The following is a 20,485-nucleotide window of genomic DNA, read 5'->3' on the forward strand; positions in this document are numbered from 1 at the left end:
GTAGGCCAACGTTTGTTGGCATAACCGTAGCGCTGCGCGCTCTAGGAAGTCAACAGTTGTTGGCCTACACTTGTTGGCATGACCGTCGATCCTGATCAAGCGCCCGCTCGCCGCTCGGACGCGACGCGCGCGGCGATTCTGGAAGCGGCCCGCGCGCGGTTCGCCGCGGAGGGTTTCCGCAAGGCGACCATTCGCGCCATCGCGGCGGACGCGGACATCGACCCGTCCATGGTCATGCGATATTTCGGCAGCAAAGACGGCCTCTTCGCGGCCGCGGTCGACGTCCGGCTGGACTTGCCCGACCTCGCCTCCGCGGACCCCGATCACCTCGGCGAACTGCTGGTGCGCCGCTTCTTCGAGGTCTGGGAGGAGCAGCCGAACAAGGAGGTGCTGCTGACGCTGCTGCGTTCGTCGATCACCGACGAAGCGGTCGCCGAACGCGTCCGCGCCATCTTCGCCCAGCAGGTACTGCCCGCCGTCCTGCGCTTCGGTGATCCCGCCGACGCCGCACGCCGAGGAGGCCTGATCGTCACCCAGATGCTCGGCCTCGCCCTGTGCCGCTACGTCCTGTGCCTACCCCCGGTCGTCGCCCTGACCCGCGCCCAGATCATCGCGGAGGTAGGCCCCACCCTCCAGCGCTATTTGACGTCCACCCCGCCCGACTGAAATCGGCTTGTGCGGGGCCCTACGTTCGAACGATGGCCGACGATCCGAGCTGCTCCGCGACGGAGCGGCATGTCCATGGCTCCGGCCCCACCCAGCTCGACCAGCGCCGCGCGGCGTTCGAAGACGCTGCCGACCACGTATGGCGGGTGAGCGCAGACCGGAACCGGCGACTCGCCTGAAACAACGAATTCGGCCCACACGACATGTCGCCGTGCGGGCCGAATCGTCTATCGGGCCGCTCTCAGCCGGCCAGCAGCGCGCCGAGGGCGCGGAGGTGGTCGGTGCTCGCGCCGAGGGCGAACTCGTTGTGTTTGGCGGCGGTGAAGTAGTTGTGCACGATGTGGTCGCGGTCGATGCCTACGCCGCCGTGCACGTGGACGACGGTGTGCGCGACGCGGTGGCCCGCGTCGGCGGCCCAGAACTTGGCGGTGTGCACCGCTTCCGCGGCGGGCAGGTCCTCCGAGAGCAGCCACGCCGCCTGGGTGACGGCCAGGCGCAGGCCTTGGACGTCGATGTAGGCGTCGGCCAGCCGCTGGGCGACGGCCTGGAAACTGCCGACCGCCTTGCCGAACTGTTCCCGCTCCCTGGCGTATTCGGCGACCAGTTCGAGCGCCCGTTCCAGGGTGCCGAGCTGTGCCGCGCTCAGGCCGAGCCAGGCGCGGGTGAGGATCCAGTCCAGGATCTCCGCCCCACCTGCGACACTGCCGACCAACTCGGCGGGGGTATCGGTGAGCTCGACCGCGAACTCGGGGCTGCGATCGACCACCTGCTGGGCGCTCACCGTCGTCGCCGCGGGATCGACCAGGAACACCGCGGTGGTCCCGGAAACCGTGGCGGGCACGAGGATTCGCTCGGCCCGGTTCGCGAAGGGCACCGTGGTCTTGGCCCCGGTCAGCCGCCAGCCGGCGCCGGTCTCGACCGCGGTGGTGGCCGGTGCGGCGGGCTCCCAGTTGCGCTCCTCGGCCAGCGCCACCGTCAGGATGACGCTGCCCGCGCCCGCCCGCGCGGCCAGTTCACGCTGTTGTTCGGAACCGAATCGCGCCAGCGCGCCCGCGCCGAGCGCGATCGACCACAGATACGGCACGGCCGCGAGATGCTTGCCCAGTTCACGCAGGATGGCGGTCTGCTCGAGCGCACCGAGATCGCTGCCGCCGACCGACTCGGGCAGCGCCGCAGCGAGCACACCGGTCTCGGCCAGCGAATTCCACAGCGGCTGGTCGAATCGCTCGACCTCCGCGCCCGCCTCGGCCCGGTTGCCGTCGAGTTCGCGCAGCCGGTCGGCGGTGACCAGCTTGCCGCACACCTCGCCGGTCAGCCGGCCGAGATCGAGTTGGGCTTCGGTGGGGGTGAAATCCATGGTGGTCTCTCTGCTTTCGGTCAGCGTGCCGCGGCAGGCTGCTTGAGGGCGGTCATGGCGATGATGTCGCGCTGCACCTCGTTGGTGCCGCCGCCGAAGGTGAGGATGAGCGCGGCGCGGTGCATCCGCTCCAGCCGCCCGCGCAGTTGCGCGCCGGGGGAGTCCTGGCGCAGATACGCCTGCGGGCCGAGCACCTCCATGAGCAACCGGTAGGCCTCGGTCGCCAGCTCGGTGCCGTACACCTTGCAGGCCGAGGCGTCCCACGGCCGCGGAGCCGCGTCGCCGCCCGCGTCGGCCCGGCTGGCGATCTCCCAGTTCAGCAGCTTCAGATAGTCCACCTTGGCGTGCACCTTGGCCAGATTGAGCTGCACCCATTCGCGGTCGATCACGCGGGAGCCGTCGGCGGCCTTGGTGTTGCGCGCCCACTCGACGGTCTGGTTCAACGCGAGCGCCAGCGGCGCGGCCGAGGTGAGCGCGACGCGCTCGTGGTTGAGCTGGTTGGTGATCAGCGCCCAGCCGCCGTTCTCCTGGCCGACCAGCGCACTCGCGGGCACGCGAACGTCCTGGTAGTAGGTGGCGCTGGTGTCCGGTCCCGCCATCGTGTGCACGGGAGTCCAGGAGAATCCCTCGGCGGTGGTCGGCACGATGAGCATGCTGATGCCCTTGTGCTTCTTGGCCGTCGGATCGGTGCGCACGGCCAGCCAGACGTAGTCGGCGTAGGCGATCAGGCTGGTCCACATCTTCTGGCCGTTGATCACGTAGTCGTCGCCGTCGCGCACCGCGGTGGTGCGCAGGCTGGCCAGGTCGGTGCCCGCGCCCGGCTCCGAGTAGCCGATGGAGAAGTGCAGTTCACCAGCCGCGATCTTGGGCAGGAAGAACTTCTTCTGTTCCTCGCTGCCGTAGTGCATGATCGTCGGCGCGACCGAGTTGATGGTCAGGAACGGCACCGGCGCGCCGGCGATCGCCGCCTCGTCGGTGAAGATCAGCTGATCCATGGTGGGGCGGTCCTGACCGCCGTACTCCTTGGGCCAGCCCAGCGCCAGCCAGCCGTCGTGGCCCATCTGCTGGACCACCTCGCGGTAGACGTTGCCCTGCCCGTACTCGCCGGTCTGCGCGCTCAGCGCCTCCCGGCGCTCGGGGGTGATGAGCCGCGCGAAGTAGTCGCGCAGCTCTGCGCGCAGCTGCTCCTGTTGCGGCGTGTACGCAATGCGCATGGAAAACCTCATGGGGGATGGTCGGCCGACGGAGCTTGTGGAGTCGGCGGGGCGGGTGGGACCGAGCCTTCGTTGGATCGGGTTCCCCCGATCATTGCATATGGACTGAAACATGTTCCAGTATTGATACTGAATCCGGCCGATGGCGCCGCGGTGAGGCGCATCGGCTTGTTAGGCTTCGGCCAGAGTGGCGGTAAAGGAGTTGTCATGAAGATCAGTGTCGATCCGGACCAGTGCGAAGCGAATGGAATATGTGTCGGAATCGCCCCCGACGTGTTCGAACTCGATGACGAGGACGTACTGCACATCGCGAACGCCGACGTGCCCGACGATCGGCTCGCCGATGTCCAGGATGCCGTCGCGCAGTGCCCCAAGGCGGCGCTGCGGCTGCAGTGAGCGATGCTTGCCGTAAGTTGGAACACGTTCTAGAGTCGGCCGCGTGAGCAATGATCTGAGCCTTGCGGGCCGTGTAGCGATCGTGACCGGCGGCGGCGCCGGACTTGGGCGGGCCGAAGCGCTCGCGCTGGCCGGGTCGGGCGCGTCGGTGGTGGTCAACGACCTCGCGGAGTCGGACGCGGTCGCGAGCACGCTCGGGGAGATCCGGGCGCTCGGCGCCAAGGCGGAGTTCGTCGCGGGCAGTATCGCCGAACGTGCCACCGCCGACGCGCTGATCCGCACCGCGGAGGAGTCGTTCGGATCGGTCGACATCGTGGTCAACAACGCGGGCATCACCCGCGACCGGATGTTGTTCAACATGTCCGACGAGGATTTCGACGCGGTGCTCGCGGTGCATCTGCGCGGCCATTTCCTCCTCTCGCGCAATGCTGCCGCGTACTGGCGCGGCAAGTCGAAGCAGGCGGGCGAGCCGGTCTACGGCCGGCTGATCAACACCTCGTCGGAGGCCGGGCTGCTCGGCCCGGAGGGGCAGGCCAACTACGGCGCCGCGAAGGCGGGCATCACCGCGCTGACCCTCTCGGCCGCGCGGGCACTGTCGCGCTACGGCGTGCGCGCCAACGCGATCGCGCCGCGGGCGCGCACCGCGATGACCGAGGCGGTGTTCAGTCCCGCCCCGGAGGGTGCGGCCGATCCGCTGTCGCCCGATCATGTCGCGCGGCTGGTCGCCTACCTGGCCTCGCCCGCGGCCGACGCGGTCAACGGGCAACTGTTCGTCGTCTACGGGGGGATGGTGGCGCTGATGGCGGCGCCGGTCGTGGAGCGCCGGTTCGACGCGACCGGTGCGGAGTGGTCGCCCCAGGATCTGGCCGACACGCTGGGCGGCTACTTCGCCGATCGTCCGCAGGGGCGCACTTTCTCGGCGTCTTCGCTGGCCGAGCTGGGGTGAGCCGCGGCGGCTCACGGCCGCCGCGCTACTGATCAGCTGTCCAACTGTTGATCATGGCATCGGTGCTTGGTAGACATAGGGACGGGTTATGTCCCAGCTCACAAAGGTGGGATCATCACTCACTGACACCGGTTCCAAATTTATATGCCGATTTTTCGAGAAATTGCACGTCAAATGTGCGAAAAAGGCTACCGGCAACACGGTGAACATGTTCTAATCGTTCCGGCGGTGCGGCCACGGTGAGATTCGCGCCGTGTGCTGTGTACGCCGGTGAGCAAGGAGGATCGCGGATGAACGAGGTCCTTGCCGTGCCATTGCGGGCCGTCGGTGGATTCTTCGAACTCACCGCCGATGTCGCACGCGCCAGCGTGCGCAGACCGTTTCAATGGCGCGAGTTCATCGACCAGTCCTGGTTCATCGCGCGGGTTTCGATCGTGCCGACATTGCTGGTGGCCATTCCGTTCACCGTTCTGGTGAGCTTCACGCTGAACATTCTCTTGCGCGAGATCGGCGCGGCCGACCTCAGCGGGGCGGGCGCCGCATTCGGCGCGGTCACCCAGGTCGGGCCGATCGTCACCGTGCTCATCGTCGCGGGCGCGGGCGCCACCGCGATCTGCGCCGATCTCGGCGCGCGCACCATCCGCGAGGAGATCGACGCGATGCGGGTGCTCGGCATCAATCCGGTGCACCGTTTGGTCGTGCCCCGGGTGCTCGCCTCGATGTTCGTCGCACTGATGCTCAACAGCCTGGTGTGCACCATCGGCATCGTCGGCGGATTTCTGTTCTCGGTGTTTCTGCAGGATGTGAACCCCGGCGCGTTCGTCAATGGCATCACGCTGCTCACCCATCTGCCCGAGTTGATCATTTCGGAGGTGAAAGCCGGATTGTTCGGGCTGATCGCCGGACTGGTCGCCTGCTATCTGGGCCTGAATGTCAAAGGTGGACCCAAGAGTGTCGGTGATGCGGTGAATCAGACCGTAGTCTTCGCTTTTATGGCCCTGTTCGTCGTGAACGTGGTGGTCACCGCCGTCGGCATCAAGTTCACGGCGCGGTGACGCGATGGCCTTCGTAATCGAATCCCGCTTTCCCCGGACCGTGCGACGGGTGCGCCGCATGTCGGACTCGCTCGATTCGGTGGGCAAGCATGCCGTGTTCTATGCCCAGGCGCTCGGTGCCATCCCGCGGGCTCTGGTGCACTATCGCACCGAGACCATCCGGCTGATCGCCGAGATCAGCATGGGCACCGGCGCGCTGGCGGTGATCGGCGGCACGGTGGTGATCGTCGGGTTCCTGACCCTCTTCGCAGGCGGCACGATCGCCGTGCAGGGCTACAGCTCGCTGGGCAATATCGGCGTCGAGGCGTTGACCGGCTTCTTCGCCGCGTTCATCAACGTCCGCATCGCGGCGCCGGTGATCTCCGGCATCGGTCTGGCGGCCACCATCGGAGCAGGCTCCACCGCGCAGCTGGGCGCTATGCGGGTGGCCGAGGAAATCGACGCATTGGAGTCGATGGCGATCCGGCCGGTGCCCTACTTGGTCGGCACCCGCGTGCTGGCCGGGATGATCGCGATCGTCCCGCTGTACGCGCTCGCGGTGATCGCCTCGTTCCTGGCCAGCCGCTTCGCCACCGTGGTGATCTACGGGCAGTCGGCGGGCGTCTACGACCATTACTTCTCCACGTTCCTCATCCCGAGCGACATCCTCTGGTCCTTCGCCCAGGCGATCTTCATGGCGCTGGCGGTCATGCTGATCCACACCTACTACGGCTACAACGCCGCTGGCGGGCCGGTCGGCGTGGGTGTCGCGGTGGGCAACGCGGTGCGCGCCTCGCTGGTCGCGGTGGTCACGGTGACCCTGCTGATCTCGCTGGCCATCTACGGCACCTCCGGCAACTTCCATCTCTCCGGATAGCGACATGGCGGAATCGAAGCAAACGGAAAGCCGCCTCATGCAGGCGCTGCGCGGCGGGCTCGGCCTGAAACTGGCCGGGGCCGCGATGGTGCTCGCGCTGGTCGCCGTCGTGGCGGTCGCGCTGATCATGTTCCTCGGCGGGTTCACGCCAACCGCCACCGTGACGGTGGACGCGCCGCGCAGCGGCTTGGTGCTGGACCCGGACGCCAAGGTGAAGGTCCGCGGGGTGGAGATCGGCCGGGTGGCCTCCGTCGACAACACCGACGAGGGCGCCCGGCTGAAGCTGGCACTCGATCCGGAGCTGTTGAAGCTGGTGCCGTCCAACGCGGACGTCGACATCAGGTCCACCACCGTGTTCGGCGCGAAGTACGTCAAATTCATCGTTCCGCAGCAGCCCTCGACCACGTCGCTGCAACCGGGCGCGGTCGTCACCGCCCAACGGGTGACCGTCGAGTTCAACACGCTGTTCCAGCACCTGTCCGACGTGCTGGCCAAGATCGAGCCGGAAAAGCTGAACGCGACGCTGTCCGCGCTCGGCACCGCGTTGCAGGGCCGCGGGGAGAAGCTGGGCGCACTGCTCGAGCAGAGCGACGCCTACCTGCGCGACATCAACCCGTATCTGCCGACGCTGCAACAGGATCTGGCGAAAACCGGCCAGGTCACCGATCTGTACGCGGACACGGTGAACGACCTGTTGCGCACGGTGGACAACTTCACGGTCACCAGCCGGACCCTGGCCCAGGAACAGGACAGCCTGGACAACGTCCTGGTGAATCTCACCGGCCTGGCCGACACCACCGGATCGGTGTTGCGCGACAACGAGAACCAGCTCGGTACGGCGCTGGATCTGCTGCGCCCGACCACCGGCCTGCTCGACGAATACGCGCCCGCGTTGTACTGCCTGATCGGCGGCCTCGGCAAGGCGCTGCCGTTGGGCGAGGCGGTTTTCGGCGGCCTGCAGGAAGGCGTCGCGCTGAACACCGGCTTCATGTACGGCGCGAAGCCCTACACCTATCCGGAGGATCTGCCCAAGGTCAACGCCACCGGCGGCCCGCAATGTGGGGGCATCCTGGACCGGGTGCCGGGCAGCCACTCGAACTATGTCGTCACCGACACCTCGGAAGGCCACGTGTACACGCCGTCGACGACGCTGAGTGTGAACCCGCCGAAGATCTTCCAGATCCTGTTCGCCGGACTACCGGGGGTGCCGCGCCCGTGAAGAACACCGCGACCACCGTCAAACTGGCCGTCTTCACGCTGGTGATGACGCTGATCTTCGCCGGCTTGGCGGTCGTGTTCAGCCAGATGCGCTTCGCGCGGGAGAACGGCTATCACGCCGTGTTCACCAGCTCGTCGGGCATGCTGCCCGGCGCGAAGGTGCGCATCGCGGGCGTGCCGGTCGGCTCCGTCACGTCGGTGCGGGTCGGCAAGGACTATCTGGCGCACGTCGAGTTCGACGTCGACCGCAAGTACCGGCTGCTCACCAGCACCCGGGCGGCGATCAAATACGAGAACCTGGTCGGTGACCGGTACCTCGAGCTGACCGAGGGGCCGGGCTCGAACCGGGTCTTGCAGCCGGGCGGCACCATCGTCAAGGAGCAGACCGCGCCCGCGCTCGATCTGGACATGTTGCTCGGCGGTTTCCGGCCGCTGCTGCGTGGCCTGGATCCGGGACAGGTGAACGACCTGACCAACGCGCTGCTGCAGATCTTCCAGGGCCAGGGCGGCACGCTGGTGTCCCTGCTCAACAGCGGCGGTTCGTTCGCCAAGACGCTCGCCGACCGGGACGCGCTGATCGGCAGCGTGATCAACAACTTGAACACGGTGTTGCAGACGATCGATCAGCGCGGCGACCAGTTCGCCACCACCATCGCCGAGCTCCAGCGCCTGATCAGCGGGTTGGCCGCCGACAAGGATCAGATCGGCGACGCGCTCCCGCGCATCGCCGGGGCCACCGGCGACCTGACCGACCTGCTCGCCCAGGCCCGTCCCGATCTGCAGGGCACCATCGAGCAGACCGGCCGCTTGGCCACCAATCTCGACGCCGGGTCCGACACGGTGCAGTGGGTGCTGGAGCGGCTGCCGTCGACCTATCGCCAGCTGATCCGCATCGGCTCATACGGATCCTTCCTCCAGCTCTACGTCTGCTCGACGAACTTCCTGGTGGACGGCCCGAACGGCCAGACGATGAAGATCAACATGCCCGGGGCGCAGACGACCGGAAGGTGTGCGGACAACCGATGAACGAGCAGCGATCACCCGCCATCACCATCGGCATCGTCGGCCTCGTGCTCGCGGTGGCGGTGGCGCTGTCGGCCCTGCAATTCGACCGGCTGCCGTTCATCCGTTCCGGCGCCACGTTCACCGCCTACTTCGCCGACGCGGGCGGCCTGCTCCCCGGCGACGCGGTCCAGGTCGCGGGCGTGCGGTCCGGGCGGGTCGAGAACGTCAGCCTGGACGGCGCGAAGGTGCTCGTGCGGTTCACCCTCGCCGAGTCGATCGTGCTGGGCGAGAAGACCTCGGCGGCCATCAAGACCAACACGGTGCTCGGGCGCAAATCCCTGGAAGTGACGCCGTCCGGCCCCGGAGCGCTGCGCACCGACGACACCATCCCGCTCGAGCGCACCACCTCGCCGTATTCGCTGAACGAGGCGCTGAGCGAACTGGCGGGCACGGTGCACGACCTGGACCTGGACCGCGTCGACCAGACCCTGGACGCGCTCTCGGCCACCTTCGCCGACACGCCCGCGCCGTTGCGCTCGGCGCTCGACGGCGTCACCGCGCTGTCCCGCAGCATCAACGCGCGCGACCAGGCGCTGACGGATCTGCTGAAGCGGGCGCAGAGCGTCACGAAGATCCTCGCCGACCGCGGCAACCAGATCAACGCGCTGCTGCTTGACGGCAACGAGCTGCTCGGTGAGCTGGATCGGCGGCGCAGCGCGCTCGGGCAGCTGATCGTCTACGTCAACGGACTCGCCCAGCAGTTGTCCGGTTTGGTCGCCGACAACGAGGCGCAGCTCAAACCCGCGTTGGACAAGCTCAACTCGGTGCTGGCGCTGTTGCAGCGCAACAAGCAGAACCTCGCCGACGCGCTGGACGGGCTCGGCCCGTTCGCCGCCGCCTTGGGCGAACAGGTCGGCAGCGGCCCCTACTTCCAGGCGTACGTGATCAACGCCGCGAGCAAGACGCTGCAGCCGCTGGTGGACGCGCTGGTGTGGCCGCAGCACCTGCCGAACGATCTGCAGAGCTACCTCACGCCGCCCCCCTCGATCGAACCCGCGACACAGGAGCCGCCGCGATGAGTGGGCATCACCCGTCCATCCCGCACCCGTCCCGAGCCGTCGGCAGATCGGCTCCGACGGCGGGGGAGTCGCGTCCGGAGGGATGTGCATGCTGAACGTCGTACGGAAACTGCCCCGCTGGGCGCTGGTGCTGGCCGGTGTGGTCGTCGCGGCGCTCGTGGTCGCGGTCGCGTGGAACGGCATCACCCGCATCGGCACCACGAAGGTCACCGCCTACTTCCCGTCCACGTCCGGCCTGTACGCGGGCGACGATGTGCGGGTGCTCGGCGTCGAGGTCGGCCGGATCGACGCCATCGAGCCCGCCGCCGACCGGGTGAAGGTGACGATGACCTTGAATCGCGGAGTCGACGTCCCCGCCGACCCCAAGGCGGTGATCATCTCGCCTTCACTGGTCTCGGCGCGGTTCGTCCAGCTCGCCCCCGCCTACACCGGCGGACCGAAGCTGGCCGACGACAGCGTGATCCCGATCGAGCACACCGCGGTGCCGGTCGAGTGGGACGACATCAAGGCCGAGCTGTCCAAGCTGGCCACCGCGCTCGGCCCGGTCGGCGACGACAAGCAGGGCTCGTTCGGCCGCTTCGTCGACACCGCGGCCGACAACCTCGACGGCAACGGGCAGCGGTTCCGCGACACGTTGCGAGAGCTGTCGGCTACTTTGAGCACGCTGTCGGACGGTCGCACCGACCTCTTCGGCACTGTGCGCAACCTGCAGAAGTTCGTCGAGGTGCTGTCGGCGAGCAACGAGCAGATCGTCCAGTTCGGCGGACGGTTGGCGTCGGTGTCGTCGGTGCTGGCCGGGGTCTCCTCGGACCTCGGTGCGGGACTGGACAATCTGGACGCGGCGATCGTCGACGTGCGCCGGTTCATCGACGGCAGCGGCGCCGAACTCACCGAGGGTGTGCAGCGGCTGGCCGACGCAACCCAGGTGCTGGTCGACAAGCGGCCGGAACTCGAACGCGTCCTGCACTCCGGCCCCACCGCGCTGGTGAACTTCTACCAGATCTACAAACCGGCCCAAGGCACCCTGACCGGCGCGATCGCGCTGAACAACCCGGCCGACCCGCTCGGCTTCCTGTGCGGTTCGGTCCGGGCGCTGGAGACCAACGACGCCGACCGCAGCGCCGACCTGTGCGCGCAGTACCTGGCGCCCGTGATCAACAGCCTGAGCATGAACTACGTGCCGATCATGACGAACCCGGCCAGTGGCGTGACCGCCTTCCCCGACCAGCTGGTGTACACCGATCCCAGCCTGGCCGGGCGGGTGGCGAACCAGACTCCGCAGCAGCCGCAGCCCGCGCCGGTGAGCGTGCCGCAGGGTCTCGCCGGTCTGGCCATTCCTGGCCTGACAGGAGGTGGGCGATGATGCCGACCCGGCGGATGCGCCGGACCGCCGCGGTCGCGGCGGGGCTGGCGGTGGCGCTCGGCGTCTCCGGCTGTCAGTGGGACGGACTGAACTCGTTGCCGATGCCAGGGACCGAGGGCACCGGGCCGGGCTCCTACGAAGTCCGTATCCAGATGCCCAACGTCACCACGCTGACCCGGAATTCGCCGGTGCGGGTGCACGACGTCACGGTCGGCACGGTCGCCGGGATCGAGGTGGAGGACTGGCATGCGCTGGTCACCGTCCGGCTGAACCCGGATGTGCACCTGCCCGCGAACGCCGTCGCCAAGATCGGGCAGACCAGTCTGCTGGGGTCCAACCATCTCGAACTCGCCGAGCCGACGGATCAGGCGCCGCAAGGGCAGTTGCAGGCGGGTGACGTCATTCCGCTGGGGCGGGCCGGGACCTTCCCGACCACCGAGCAGGTGTTGTCCTCGCTGTCGGTGGTGCTCAACGGTGGTGGCGTCGCGCAGCTGGAGACCATCACCCACGAACTCAACTCCGCCCTCACCGGGCGGGAGGAGGCCATCCGGGACCTGCTGCCACAGCTGAACGAGCTCACCACGAACCTGGACCGCCAGACCGGCGACATCATCGCCGCGATGAGCGGGCTGGACCGGCTCGGCGGGCAGCTCGCCGAGCAGCGCGACGTGGTGGCCGCGGCCATCGAGCAGATCCATCCGGCGTTGACCGTGCTCGCCGACCGCCGCGCGAACATCACCCGGGCGATCACCGCGCTGGGCGAACTGAGCGACGTCGTGCGGCGCATCGTCGACGCGAGCGGCGAGGACCTGAAGGCCAACCTGCGCAGCCTCGTGCCGGTGCTGAAGTCGCTGTCGGACACCGGCAGCGACCTGACCGAAGCGCTGAAGATCCTGGCCACCTTCCCGTTCCCGATGAAGAACCTGGATCACGCGATCAAGGGCGACTACCTCAATCTGTTCATGACCGTGGACATCACCGGCAAGCGACTGGATTCCAACTTCCTCACCGGAACGCCGCTGGGCGGACGGTTCGGCGGCGTGGAAGGCGCGCTCGGCAGCTTCGCGCCCGGTACGGCCGCGCAGAACGGCGACCCGGCCACCGGGCCGTTGCAGGCGCCGCCGCCCCCGGCCGGCCAGCCCGCCCCGACCATCCCGGGACTGCCGCCGATTCCGGGCATTCCCGCCATTCCCGGGTTGACCGTGCCCATGCCGGGCAATACCGCGCCGGAAGGGGGCCCGGGGCAGTGAAACTCACCCGGTTCGTCCGTACCCAGCTGATCATCTTCTCCATCCTGACGGTGATCGGCCTGGTGGTCATGGGCGGCACTTACGTCAAGCTGCCCGCGATGTTCGGCATCGGGCGCTACGAGGTCACCGTGCAGCTCGCCGCGACCGGTGGTCTGTACCCGACGGCCAACGTCGCCTATCGCGGCACGAACGTCGGCGTGGTGAAGGAGGTCCGGCTGACGCCGGTCGGCGTGGACGCGAAGTTGTCCATCGCCAGCGACTACAAGATCCCCTCCGACGTCGACGCGTGGGTGCGCAGCGTCTCCGCGGTCGGCGAGCAATACGTCGACCTCGTGCCCGCGCAGAACCGCACGAGCGGAAACCTGCGCGACGGCAGCGTGATCCCGGTGGAGCGCACCAAACTGCCGCAAGACGTCGGCGCGCTGCTCGACCAGGCCGACCGGCTGCTGTCGAGCGTCGCGGACACCCGGCTGAAACAGGTGATCGACGAGGCGTTCGTCGCCTTCAACGGTGCGGGACCCGACTTGCAGCGGTTCATCGACTCCGCGTCGCTGCTGGTACAGGAAGCGCAGGCGAACGCGGAACCGACGAAGCAACTGCTCGACCAGATCGGGCCGCTGCTGGACACCCAGACCCGCTCGGACGCCGCGATCCGCTCTTGGACCGCCGATCTGGCGACGGTCACCGACCAGCTGCGCGGCCACGATCCAGCGTTGCGCGGCATCCTGCGCGAGGGTCCGTCCGCGATGCAGCGGGTGACCAACCTGTTCGACGATCTGCGTCCCACGCTGCCGCTGCTGCTGTCGAACCTGGTCAGCGTCGGCCAGGTCGCGGTCACGTATCACGCCGGACTGGAACAGATCCTGGTGGTGTATCCGCCGCTGGTCGCCGCCTTGCTCACCGCGGTACGCGGCCCCCTCGAATACGGAGCCCTGGTCGACTTCATGGCGTTGGTCAACGACCCGCCCGCCTGCACGACCGGCTTCCTCCCGCCGGACCAGCGCCGCTCGCCGAGCTTGCTCGACACCCCGGACACGCCCTCGGGCCTGTACTGCAAGGTGCCGCAGGACGCCCCCGAGGCGGTGCGCGGCATTCGCAACACACCGTGCGCCGAGGTGCCCGGCGTGCGCGCCCCGACGCCGGAAATGTGCCGGACCGGGTACGTTCCGTTGGGTAACAACCCCCCGTTCGGGCCACCGCAGCCGGTGGCGCCCGCGGCAGCGCCCGCCGATGAGCCGCCCGTCGTCGCGCCGGCGAGTTACGGGAGCGGCACGCCGGCCGCTGCCCGAGCCTACGACCCGGGCAGCGGCGTTTACATCGGCCCCGACGGTCGGACGTACCGACAGGGCGATATCGGACCGAGCGGTTCGGGCACGGTACCGTCGAGCTGGCAGGCGATGCTCGAGGAGCAGCAACGATGAGTGAGAGCAACGGAGAAGGCCACCGCACGCGACGGCGTGCGGTGCGTTCGGCCGGGCCGCCGGTCGAGGAGATCGAGACCGGCGGCGGCGCCAAGACCGCGACCGCCACTGATGCGAAGACCGCGACCGCCGCTGATGCGCAGGCCGCGAAAGCCGCTGGCGCGAAGACCGCGACCACCACTGGCGCGAAGACCGCGAAAGCCGCTGGTGCGCAGGCCGCGACCGCCGAGGTCTCCGCTGCCCGCGCGACCGAACCCGCCATCGCGGACAACGGGTCGAGTTCCGAAGCCACCGAGCCGGACACCCCGGGCGCATCGGCACCGGCCCGGGACGGCTCGACCGCCGGCGCGGGCGAGGCGACGGTCGCCTTGACGAAAACCGCGACCGAGCGGGCCTCCGAAGCGGCGTCCACCGAGCAGACGCCCGCCTCGGACAAGGGCCGCGGTCTTCCTCGCATTCTCGCGATGGCCGCCGCCGCGCTGCTGGTCGTAGCGCTCGTCTGCGGCGCGACCCTTTCGGCTCTCGCGATGCGCTCGGCGCACCAGCGCGACGAGCGTCGCGCCGAATATGTGGAGACCGCCAGGCAGGCGATCGTCAACCTGACCACCATCCGCGCCGATTCGGCCAAGCAGGACATCGACCGGATCCTGTCGCTGGCCTCGGGCGAGTTCAAGACCGAGTTCGACGGCCGGGTCGACCCGTTCACCAGCATCGTGCAGCAGGCGAAAGTGGTTTCCAGCGGCGAGATCGTCGAGGCCGCACTGGAGAGCGACGACGATCGTTCCGGGCGCGTGCTGGTCGCCGCCAAACAGACGCTGACCAATGCGGGCCAGGCCGAGCCGCAGACCAGGTACTACCGGTTCCGGGTCACCGTCGCGCGCGGGGATTCCGGGCTGACCGTGTCGGACGTGGAGTTCGTGGCATGACGGGCATGAACGGTCAGCCCCCGAGGCGGCAGCGGAGCGTGACCACGGAGGGCTCCGTTCATGCCGGAGAGGACACAGCATGAACGGTCAGGCCCGGAGGCGGCAGCGGAGCGTGACCACGGAGGGCTCCGTTCATGCCGGAGAGGACACAGCATGAACGGTCAGGGAATTCGAGCCAGGATCCTGCTCGCGGTGCTCGGTGTCGTGGTCGCCGCGGCCGCGGTCGTCGGCGGCGTCAACGGCTACCGCTACTGGGACGACCGGCAGGCCGAGCAGTCCCGCAAGGAGGCAGTCGCGACGGCGGGACGCACCGTCGAGGCCATGTTCACCTACAACCCGCAGACCGTGGACACCGAACTGCCCAAGTCCGCCGATAGCCTCACCGGTGATTTCCGCACGGACTACCTGACGCTGATCGAGAAGCAGATCGCGCCCGGCGCCAAGGAGAAGCAGCTCACCGTCACCGCGACCACGCAGGCGGCCGGTGTCATCTCCGCCGACCGTTCGCACGCGCAGGTCCTGCTGTTCCTCAACCAGGTGATGACGAGCAAGGACACCCCGCAGGGCACCACCACGGGCAGTCGCGTACGAGTCACGCTGACGAAAGCGGATTCGCACTGGCTGGTCTCGGCGGTGACCCCGGTCTGACCGTCGACCCGTGGTCCGCTAGGACGCCTGCGCAGGCTGCTTGCGCGGTAGCCGCACGGTGAACGTCGTCCCGGTGCCGGGCGAACTGCGCACGCCGACTTCGCCGCCGTGCGCGGTCACCAGCGCCTGCACGATGGACAAGCCCAGCCCGGTGCCGCCGCTGCTGCGGGCGCGTGAGCTGTCGGTGCGATAGAAGCGCTCGAAGACGTGTTCGGCGTCCTCCGGTGGCAGGCCGGGGCCGGTGTCGGCCACCTCGAGCAGTACGTCCTCGGGGCCGGGCCGCAAGAGCACCGTCACCTGTGCGTCGGGCGCGGTGTGCGTGAGGGCGTTGGTCAGCAGATTGCCCAGCACCTGGCGCAGTCTCGCCTCGTCGCCGATCACCTCGAGCGTCCCCTCGCCCGGCTCGACCTTCAGCTCGATGCTGCGGACGGGCCCGTCGGAGTGCCCCGCGGCCACTACTGCCCGCGCGTTGTGCACTCCGTCGCTGGCCACAGCGAGCAGGTCCACCGGGCCGAGCTCCAGCGGACGCTGCGCATCCAGCCGCGCGAGCATCAGCAGATCTTCCACGAGCACGCCCATTCGCTGCGATTCGCGCTCGATGCGGTCCATGAACGCCGCCGGATCGCCGGTGGCGCCTTGGCGGTACAGTTCGGCGAACCCGCGGATCGTGGTCAGCGGTGTGCGCAGCTCGTGGCTGGCGTCGGCGATGAACCGGCGCATCCGCTCCTCCGACCGGCGCGCCGCCTCCTCGGACGCGGCGGTGGCGGTGAACGCGCGCTGGATCTGCGCCAGCATCCCGTTCAGCGACCTGGACAGCCGGTCTACCTCCGTGTTGGTGTTGCGCACCGGGACCCGGCGGTGCAGATCGCCACGGGCGATGGCCGCGGCTGTGCTCTCCACCCGCCGCAGCGGCCGCAGGCTGCGCCGCACCACGAAGTAGGCGAGCACCGCCAGCACCGCCAGGACGACCGCCCCGACGATCAGCTCGAGCATCACCAGCCGGTGTACCGTGTCGGTGTTCTGGGTGAGGGGCAGCGCCACCGTCGTGGTGCCGTCCGGTGTGCGAGTTGTCAGCACACGCCACCGGATCGGCCCGCCGTTCGCGGAATCGACGGTGTACGGGCCGGATGGCGGGGTCGCGGGCAGGGCAGGCTCGGAGTCCTCGGCGAACGCCGGGATGAGGAACACGCGACCGTCGGAGCGCATGGAGCGCACGTAGAACTGGCTCGAGGCGTGGCGCGGGTCGGGCGGCAGCACCGGAGGGGGCGGCGGGCGTCTCGACCATTCCCGCGCGCCGTCGCGCAACTGCTGGTCGGTGCGGTCGGTCAGCTGCTGATCCAGGGCCGAGGTGACGACCATGCCGGAGACGAGCAAGCCGAGCCCCGCCGTGAGCACCAGCAGAACCATCAGCGTCACGCGCAGCGGAACGGCGGAAAGCAGGCCGGAGACCTTTGCACGCGCCGTGGCGAGCCGGCCCGGGTTCATGTAGCGCTCTTGCGATGAGGCGCGCGCATCACGTAGCCGACGCCGCGCAGAGTGTGGATCAGCCGGGTATCGCCGGTGTCGACCTTTTTGCGCAAGTAGGAGACGTAGGTCTCCACCACGCCGACCTCGCCGCCGAAGTCGTAGCGCCAGACGTGGTCGAGGATGCGCGGCTTGCTCAGCACGGTGCCCGCGTTGACCATGAAGTAGCGCAGCAGCGTGAACTCGGTCGGCGACAGCGCGACCGGCTCGCCCGCTTTCCACACCTCGTGGGTGTCGTCGTCGAGTTCGATGTCCTCGAAGCGGATGCGCGAACTCTCCCGCTGCGGCGCGGCGTGCCCCGCGCGGCGCAGGATGACCCGCAGCCGGGCCACGACCTCTTCCAGGCTGAACGGCTTGGTGACGTAGTCGTCGGCGCCCAGGGTGAGGCCGGTGACCTTGTCCTGCACGTCGTCGCGCGCGGTCAGGAACAACACGGGCGCGTCGACGCCGTCCGCTCGCAGCCGGCGCAGCAGGCCGAACCCGTCCATGCCGGGCATCATCACGTCCATGATCAGCGCCTGCGGACGGAAGCTGCGCGCCTTGTCCAGCGCCTGCGCGCCGTCGGCCGCGGTGTCCACTTCGAAGCCCTGGTAGCGCAGGCTCACCGCGAGCAGTTCGACGATCATCGGCTCGTCGTCGACCACCAGGATTCTGGCCTCCGGCGTCTGCCGCACGGGCGCACCACTCATGGCTTCATGGTCCGCCATCCGGCTGCGAACTTCCTGGACCGAAGCTGGGTGGTTCCTGTGAGCGCCGGTTTCAGCGCTCGCGGTCCTCGGGGTACACGTCGTCGTCGGTCAGCAACGCGCTGCCTGCGACCTGGTCTTGCGCCAGCGCGTCGAGGAAGGCGCGCGCCCAGCGGTCCACGTCGTGGGCCAGTACCTGCCTGCGCAGCGAACGCATCCGCCTGCGTTTGACGTCGCGCTCGTCTTCCAGCGCCGCGACGATGGCGTCCTTCACGTCGTCGAGGTCGTGCGGGTTGCACAGATACGCCTGCCGCAGCTCGGCCGCCGCGCCCGTGAACTCGCTCAGCACCAAGGCGCCGTTGAGCCCGCTGTGACACGCGACGTACTCCTTGGCGACGAGATTCATGCCGTCGCGCAACGGCGTCACCAGCATCACGTCGGCGGCTACGAAGAACGCCACCAGTTCGTCGCGCGGGATCGGGCGGTGCAGGTAGTGCACCACCGGATAGCCGACCCGGGCGAACTCGCCGTTGATGCGGCCGACCTGGCGTTCGATGTCGCCCCGCATCTGGATGTAGCTTTCCACCCGCTCGCGACTGGGGGTGGCCAGCTGGATCATCACCGTCTCGGAGGGATCGATCCGGCCCTCCAGCAGCAGCTCCTCGAGCGCGTTGAGACGGATGTCGATGCCTTTGGTGTAGTCCAGCCGGTCCACTCCGAGCAAGATATTCTTCGGGTTGCCCAGCTCGGCCCGGATCTTGGCGGCGCGCTCGCGCACCGAACGGCGCCTGGAGTGCTCGTCCAGTTCGGCGGAGGCGATCGAGATCGGGAACGCGCCGACGCGCACCGTGCGGAATCCGACCTGGACGACGCCGAGCTTGGAACGGACCCCGACCGACCCGCGCGACGTGGGCTGACCGGCCAGTCTGCGAGCCAGATAGAGGAAGTTCTGCGCGCCGCCGGGCAGGTGGAAGCCGATGAGATCGGCGCCGAGCAGGCCCTCCACGATCTCCGTGCGCCACGGCATCTGCATGAAAAGCTCGACCGGCGGGAACGGGATGTGCAGGAAGAACCCGATGGTCAGATCCGGACGCAGCATGCGCAGCATCTTGGGCACCAGCTGCAGCTGGTAGTCCTGTACCCATACGGTCGCGCCCTCGGCGGCGACCTTGGCGGTGGCCTCGGCGAAACGCCGGTTCACCGTGACGTAGGCGCTCCACCACTTGCGGTCGTAGACCGGCCGCACGATCACGTCGTGATACAGCGGCCACAGCGTCCCGTTGGAGAAGCCTTCGTAGTAGTCGGCCACCTCGTCGGCGGACAACGGGACCGGATGCAGTTCGAGACCGTCCTCGATGATCGGGTCCACGTCGACGTTGGGGACGCCAGCCCAGCCGACCCACGCTCCCTTGTTGTTGCGCAGGACCGATTCCAGCGCGGTCACCAGACCGCCCGGGCTGCGCTTCCACCGGGTGCTGCCGTCGGGCAGCCGTTCCAGGTCGACGGGGAGCCGGTTGGCGACGACGACGAAACCGGAGCCGGTGTTCTCCGCCGCGGCGTCAGCAGTCGAGGTCTCTCTGGCGTGCTCGGAGTCGTCGGACGGATTCATCTGGTCCACTCACGCATCCTTTGCGCGTTGCTGTATCCCGCTGGAGTTGTGTAGTCGACGTCGCCGTTGGCGTCGAGAACGAGGTTATTCGCCTCGAGCGTTCGGTCCAATACCCAACATGGACAACAACATCCGGCATTCGTCGGCGTCCTCGGCGTAAGCGGCGACCACTCGCTGCGCCTGACGCGCGGTTTCGTCGGCGAGCGGTTCCAGATCCTCGTCCGCAATGTCGTTCGCGCTGCCCTTCGCGGCCATCGTCAAGTCCTCCCGGCTCAGTGCGCTCTTGCCCTGCGAAAAGTCAATGGTATGCGACGCTGGGAGGTGCACTCGCCGGGGCGTTGGCCGAAGCGCGGTACGAGGCCGCCGAGGCACCCCGGTCGGTGCATCTTCCCCGCCGGTCCCTATACCGTGGGGAACGCAGCACCAACCTCACGAAAGGGTCGACATGCCGCTGGCCACGGTGAACGGGATTTCCCTCAACTATCAGGTGAAGGGTGACCGCGCCAAGGGCTCCGCGCCGCTCGTGGTCATGATCATGGGCACCGGCAGTCCCGGCCGGGTGTGGGAGCTGCACCAGGTTCCGGCCCTGGTCGCGGCCGGTTACCGGGTCTGCACGTTCGACAACCGCGGGATCGCGCCGTCGTTCGAGGCGGCCTCCGGCATGACCATCGACGAGCTGGTCGCCGACACCGCCGCCCTGATCGAGTTCCTCGACGAGGGCCCCGCGCTGGTGGTGGGCACCTCGATGGGCGCGCGTGTGGCCCAGGAACTGGCGCTGGCCCGCCCGGACCTGGTGCGCAAGGCGGTGTTCATGGCCGGACACGGACGGCTGGACCAGTTCCAGAAGACGCTGTCGCTCGGCGAGCACGAACTCGACGCCGCGGGGGTGAAATTGCCGCCCAAATACGAGGCCGCGATCACCGCGGTCATGAACCTCTCGCCCGCCACCATGGCCGAACCGAACGCCGCGCGCGACTGGCTCGACCTGTTCGAGTTCACCGGCGGGCCGGTCCCGCCCGGCATTCGAGCGCAGCGCAGGATGGACCACGATTTCGACCGGGTGCAGGCCTACCGGGGCATCCGCGTGCCGTGTCTCTCGATCGGATTCGCCGACGACCGGATGATTCCGCCGTATCTGTCCAGGGAGATCGCCGAGGTCATTCCGGGTGCGCGGTACCAGGAGATACCGGACGCCGGGCATTTCGGATATTTGGAACGGCCGGAGGCGGTCAACAAGATTCTTCTGGACTTCTTTGCGGGCTGATT

General features: G+C 68.5%; 19 protein-coding genes and 1 pseudogene. 14 read left to right on the forward strand and 6 right to left on the reverse strand.

Translation table 11 applies throughout. The features are described from left to right. Positions 1–78 precede the first annotated feature (78 nt). Entirely contained in the window at positions 79–666 is a 588-nt protein-coding gene (locus tag GVY64_RS16115; protein ID WP_159842132.1) for a TetR/AcrR family transcriptional regulator, read from the forward strand. 241 nt (positions 667–907) lie between these two features. Here the strand turns inward: GVY64_RS16115 and GVY64_RS16120 are convergent, their stop codons facing one another. Together GVY64_RS16120 and GVY64_RS16125 are read right to left on the reverse strand one after the other, a co-directional pair. After that, a complete protein-coding gene (locus tag GVY64_RS16120; RefSeq protein WP_159842134.1) occupies positions 908–2,023 on the reverse strand; it encodes an acyl-CoA dehydrogenase family protein in 1,116 nt (371 codons plus the stop codon). 20 nt (positions 2,024–2,043) lie between these two features. Then, positions 2,044–3,237: an acyl-CoA dehydrogenase family protein gene (locus GVY64_RS16125; protein ID WP_159842136.1), complete on the reverse strand. Its 1,194-nt coding sequence runs from the start codon at positions 3,235–3,237 to the stop codon at positions 2,044–2,046. Between the two features lie 207 nt (positions 3,238–3,444). Here GVY64_RS16125 and GVY64_RS16130 point away from each other — a divergent pair, with 207 nt between their 5' ends. The 12 genes from GVY64_RS16130 (at position 3,445) to GVY64_RS16185 (ending at position 15,400) form a co-directional block, all read left to right on the forward strand. Then, entirely contained in the window at positions 3,445–3,633 is a 189-nt protein-coding gene (locus GVY64_RS16130; protein ID WP_063022338.1) for a ferredoxin, read from the forward strand. A gap of 43 nt (positions 3,634–3,676) precedes the next feature. Beyond that, the gene (locus GVY64_RS16135) at positions 3,677–4,579 is read left to right on the forward strand and encodes a 3-oxoacyl-ACP reductase (RefSeq protein ID WP_159842138.1); all 903 of its coding nucleotides are present in this window, start codon (positions 3,677–3,679) and stop codon (positions 4,577–4,579) included. A 290-nt stretch (positions 4,580–4,869) separates the two neighbouring features. Then, positions 4,870–5,634, forward strand: coding sequence for an MlaE family ABC transporter permease (locus GVY64_RS16140; protein WP_067795040.1), 765 nt, complete (start codon positions 4,870–4,872; stop codon positions 5,632–5,634). A gap of 4 nt (positions 5,635–5,638) precedes the next feature. After that, positions 5,639–6,490, forward strand: a complete 852-nt coding sequence (locus tag GVY64_RS16145; protein ID WP_159842140.1) for an MlaE family ABC transporter permease — start codon at positions 5,639–5,641, stop codon at positions 6,488–6,490. 37 nt (positions 6,491–6,527) lie between these two features. Next, positions 6,528–7,709 carry an MCE family protein gene (locus GVY64_RS16150; protein WP_236566874.1) on the forward strand — a complete coding sequence of 394 codons (1,182 nt, stop codon included), beginning with the start codon at positions 6,528–6,530 and terminating at the stop codon, positions 7,707–7,709. Beyond that, positions 7,706–8,734, forward strand: a complete 1,029-nt coding sequence (locus tag GVY64_RS16155) for an MCE family protein (RefSeq protein ID WP_159842144.1) — start codon at positions 7,706–7,708, stop codon at positions 8,732–8,734. Before GVY64_RS16150 ends, GVY64_RS16155 begins: the two co-directional genes overlap by 4 nt. Further along, on the forward strand, positions 8,731–9,792 hold the full coding sequence (locus GVY64_RS16160; protein WP_159842146.1) for an MCE family protein: 1,062 nt from the start codon (positions 8,731–8,733) through the stop codon (positions 9,790–9,792). Before GVY64_RS16155 ends, GVY64_RS16160 begins: the two co-directional genes overlap by 4 nt. An 82-nt stretch (positions 9,793–9,874) precedes the next feature. Next, the gene (locus GVY64_RS16165) at positions 9,875–11,155 is read left to right on the forward strand and encodes an MCE family protein (RefSeq protein WP_159842148.1); all 1,281 of its coding nucleotides are present in this window, start codon (positions 9,875–9,877) and stop codon (positions 11,153–11,155) included. Continuing rightward, positions 11,152–12,405, forward strand: a complete 1,254-nt coding sequence (locus tag GVY64_RS16170; protein WP_236566866.1) for an MCE family protein — start codon at positions 11,152–11,154, stop codon at positions 12,403–12,405. The genes GVY64_RS16165 and GVY64_RS16170 overlap by 4 nt, the downstream gene beginning before the upstream one ends. Further along, positions 12,402–13,826, forward strand: a complete 1,425-nt coding sequence (locus GVY64_RS16175) for an MCE family protein (protein ID WP_159842150.1) — start codon at positions 12,402–12,404, stop codon at positions 13,824–13,826. Before GVY64_RS16170 ends, GVY64_RS16175 begins: the two co-directional genes overlap by 4 nt. Beyond that, complete coding sequence (locus GVY64_RS16180) at positions 13,823–14,752, forward strand: hypothetical protein (protein WP_159842152.1); 930 nt, start codon at positions 13,823–13,825, stop codon at positions 14,750–14,752. Before GVY64_RS16175 ends, GVY64_RS16180 begins: the two co-directional genes overlap by 4 nt. A 153-nt stretch (positions 14,753–14,905) precedes the next feature. Beyond that, the gene (locus GVY64_RS16185) at positions 14,906–15,400 is read left to right on the forward strand and encodes a h domain protein (protein WP_159842154.1); all 495 of its coding nucleotides are present in this window, start codon (positions 14,906–14,908) and stop codon (positions 15,398–15,400) included. Positions 15,401–15,418: 18 nt separating this feature from the next. Here the strand turns inward: GVY64_RS16185 and GVY64_RS16190 are convergent, their stop codons facing one another. From GVY64_RS16190 to GVY64_RS37255, 4 genes and pseudogenes are all read right to left on the reverse strand, one after another. Beyond that, positions 15,419–16,885, reverse strand: a complete 1,467-nt coding sequence (locus tag GVY64_RS16190; RefSeq protein ID WP_159842156.1) for a sensor histidine kinase — start codon at positions 16,883–16,885, stop codon at positions 15,419–15,421. Further along, complete coding sequence (locus GVY64_RS16195) at positions 16,882–17,613, reverse strand: response regulator transcription factor (RefSeq protein WP_159842158.1); 732 nt, start codon at positions 17,611–17,613, stop codon at positions 16,882–16,884. Before GVY64_RS16195 ends, GVY64_RS16190 begins: the two co-directional genes overlap by 4 nt. Positions 17,614–17,683: 70 nt before the next feature. Beyond that, positions 17,684–19,144 (reverse strand): annotated as a pseudogene (locus GVY64_RS16200) (alpha,alpha-trehalose-phosphate synthase (UDP-forming)); the annotation flags it as partial. A 159-nt stretch (positions 19,145–19,303) separates the two neighbouring features. Beyond that, positions 19,304–19,474 carry a hypothetical protein gene (locus GVY64_RS37255; protein ID WP_195085746.1) on the reverse strand — a complete coding sequence of 57 codons (171 nt, stop codon included), beginning with the start codon at positions 19,472–19,474 and terminating at the stop codon, positions 19,304–19,306. Between the two features lie 190 nt (positions 19,475–19,664). On the opposite strand from GVY64_RS37255, the gene GVY64_RS16205 reads away from it, so the two are divergent. Further along, positions 19,665–20,483, forward strand: a complete 819-nt coding sequence (locus GVY64_RS16205) for an alpha/beta fold hydrolase (protein WP_159842162.1) — start codon at positions 19,665–19,667, stop codon at positions 20,481–20,483. The last annotated feature ends 2 nt before the right edge of the window (positions 20,484–20,485 follow it).

The sequence above is a fragment of the Nocardia sp. CY41 genome (assembly GCF_009829325.1).
Lineage (GTDB): Bacteria > Actinomycetota > Actinomycetes > Mycobacteriales > Mycobacteriaceae > Nocardia.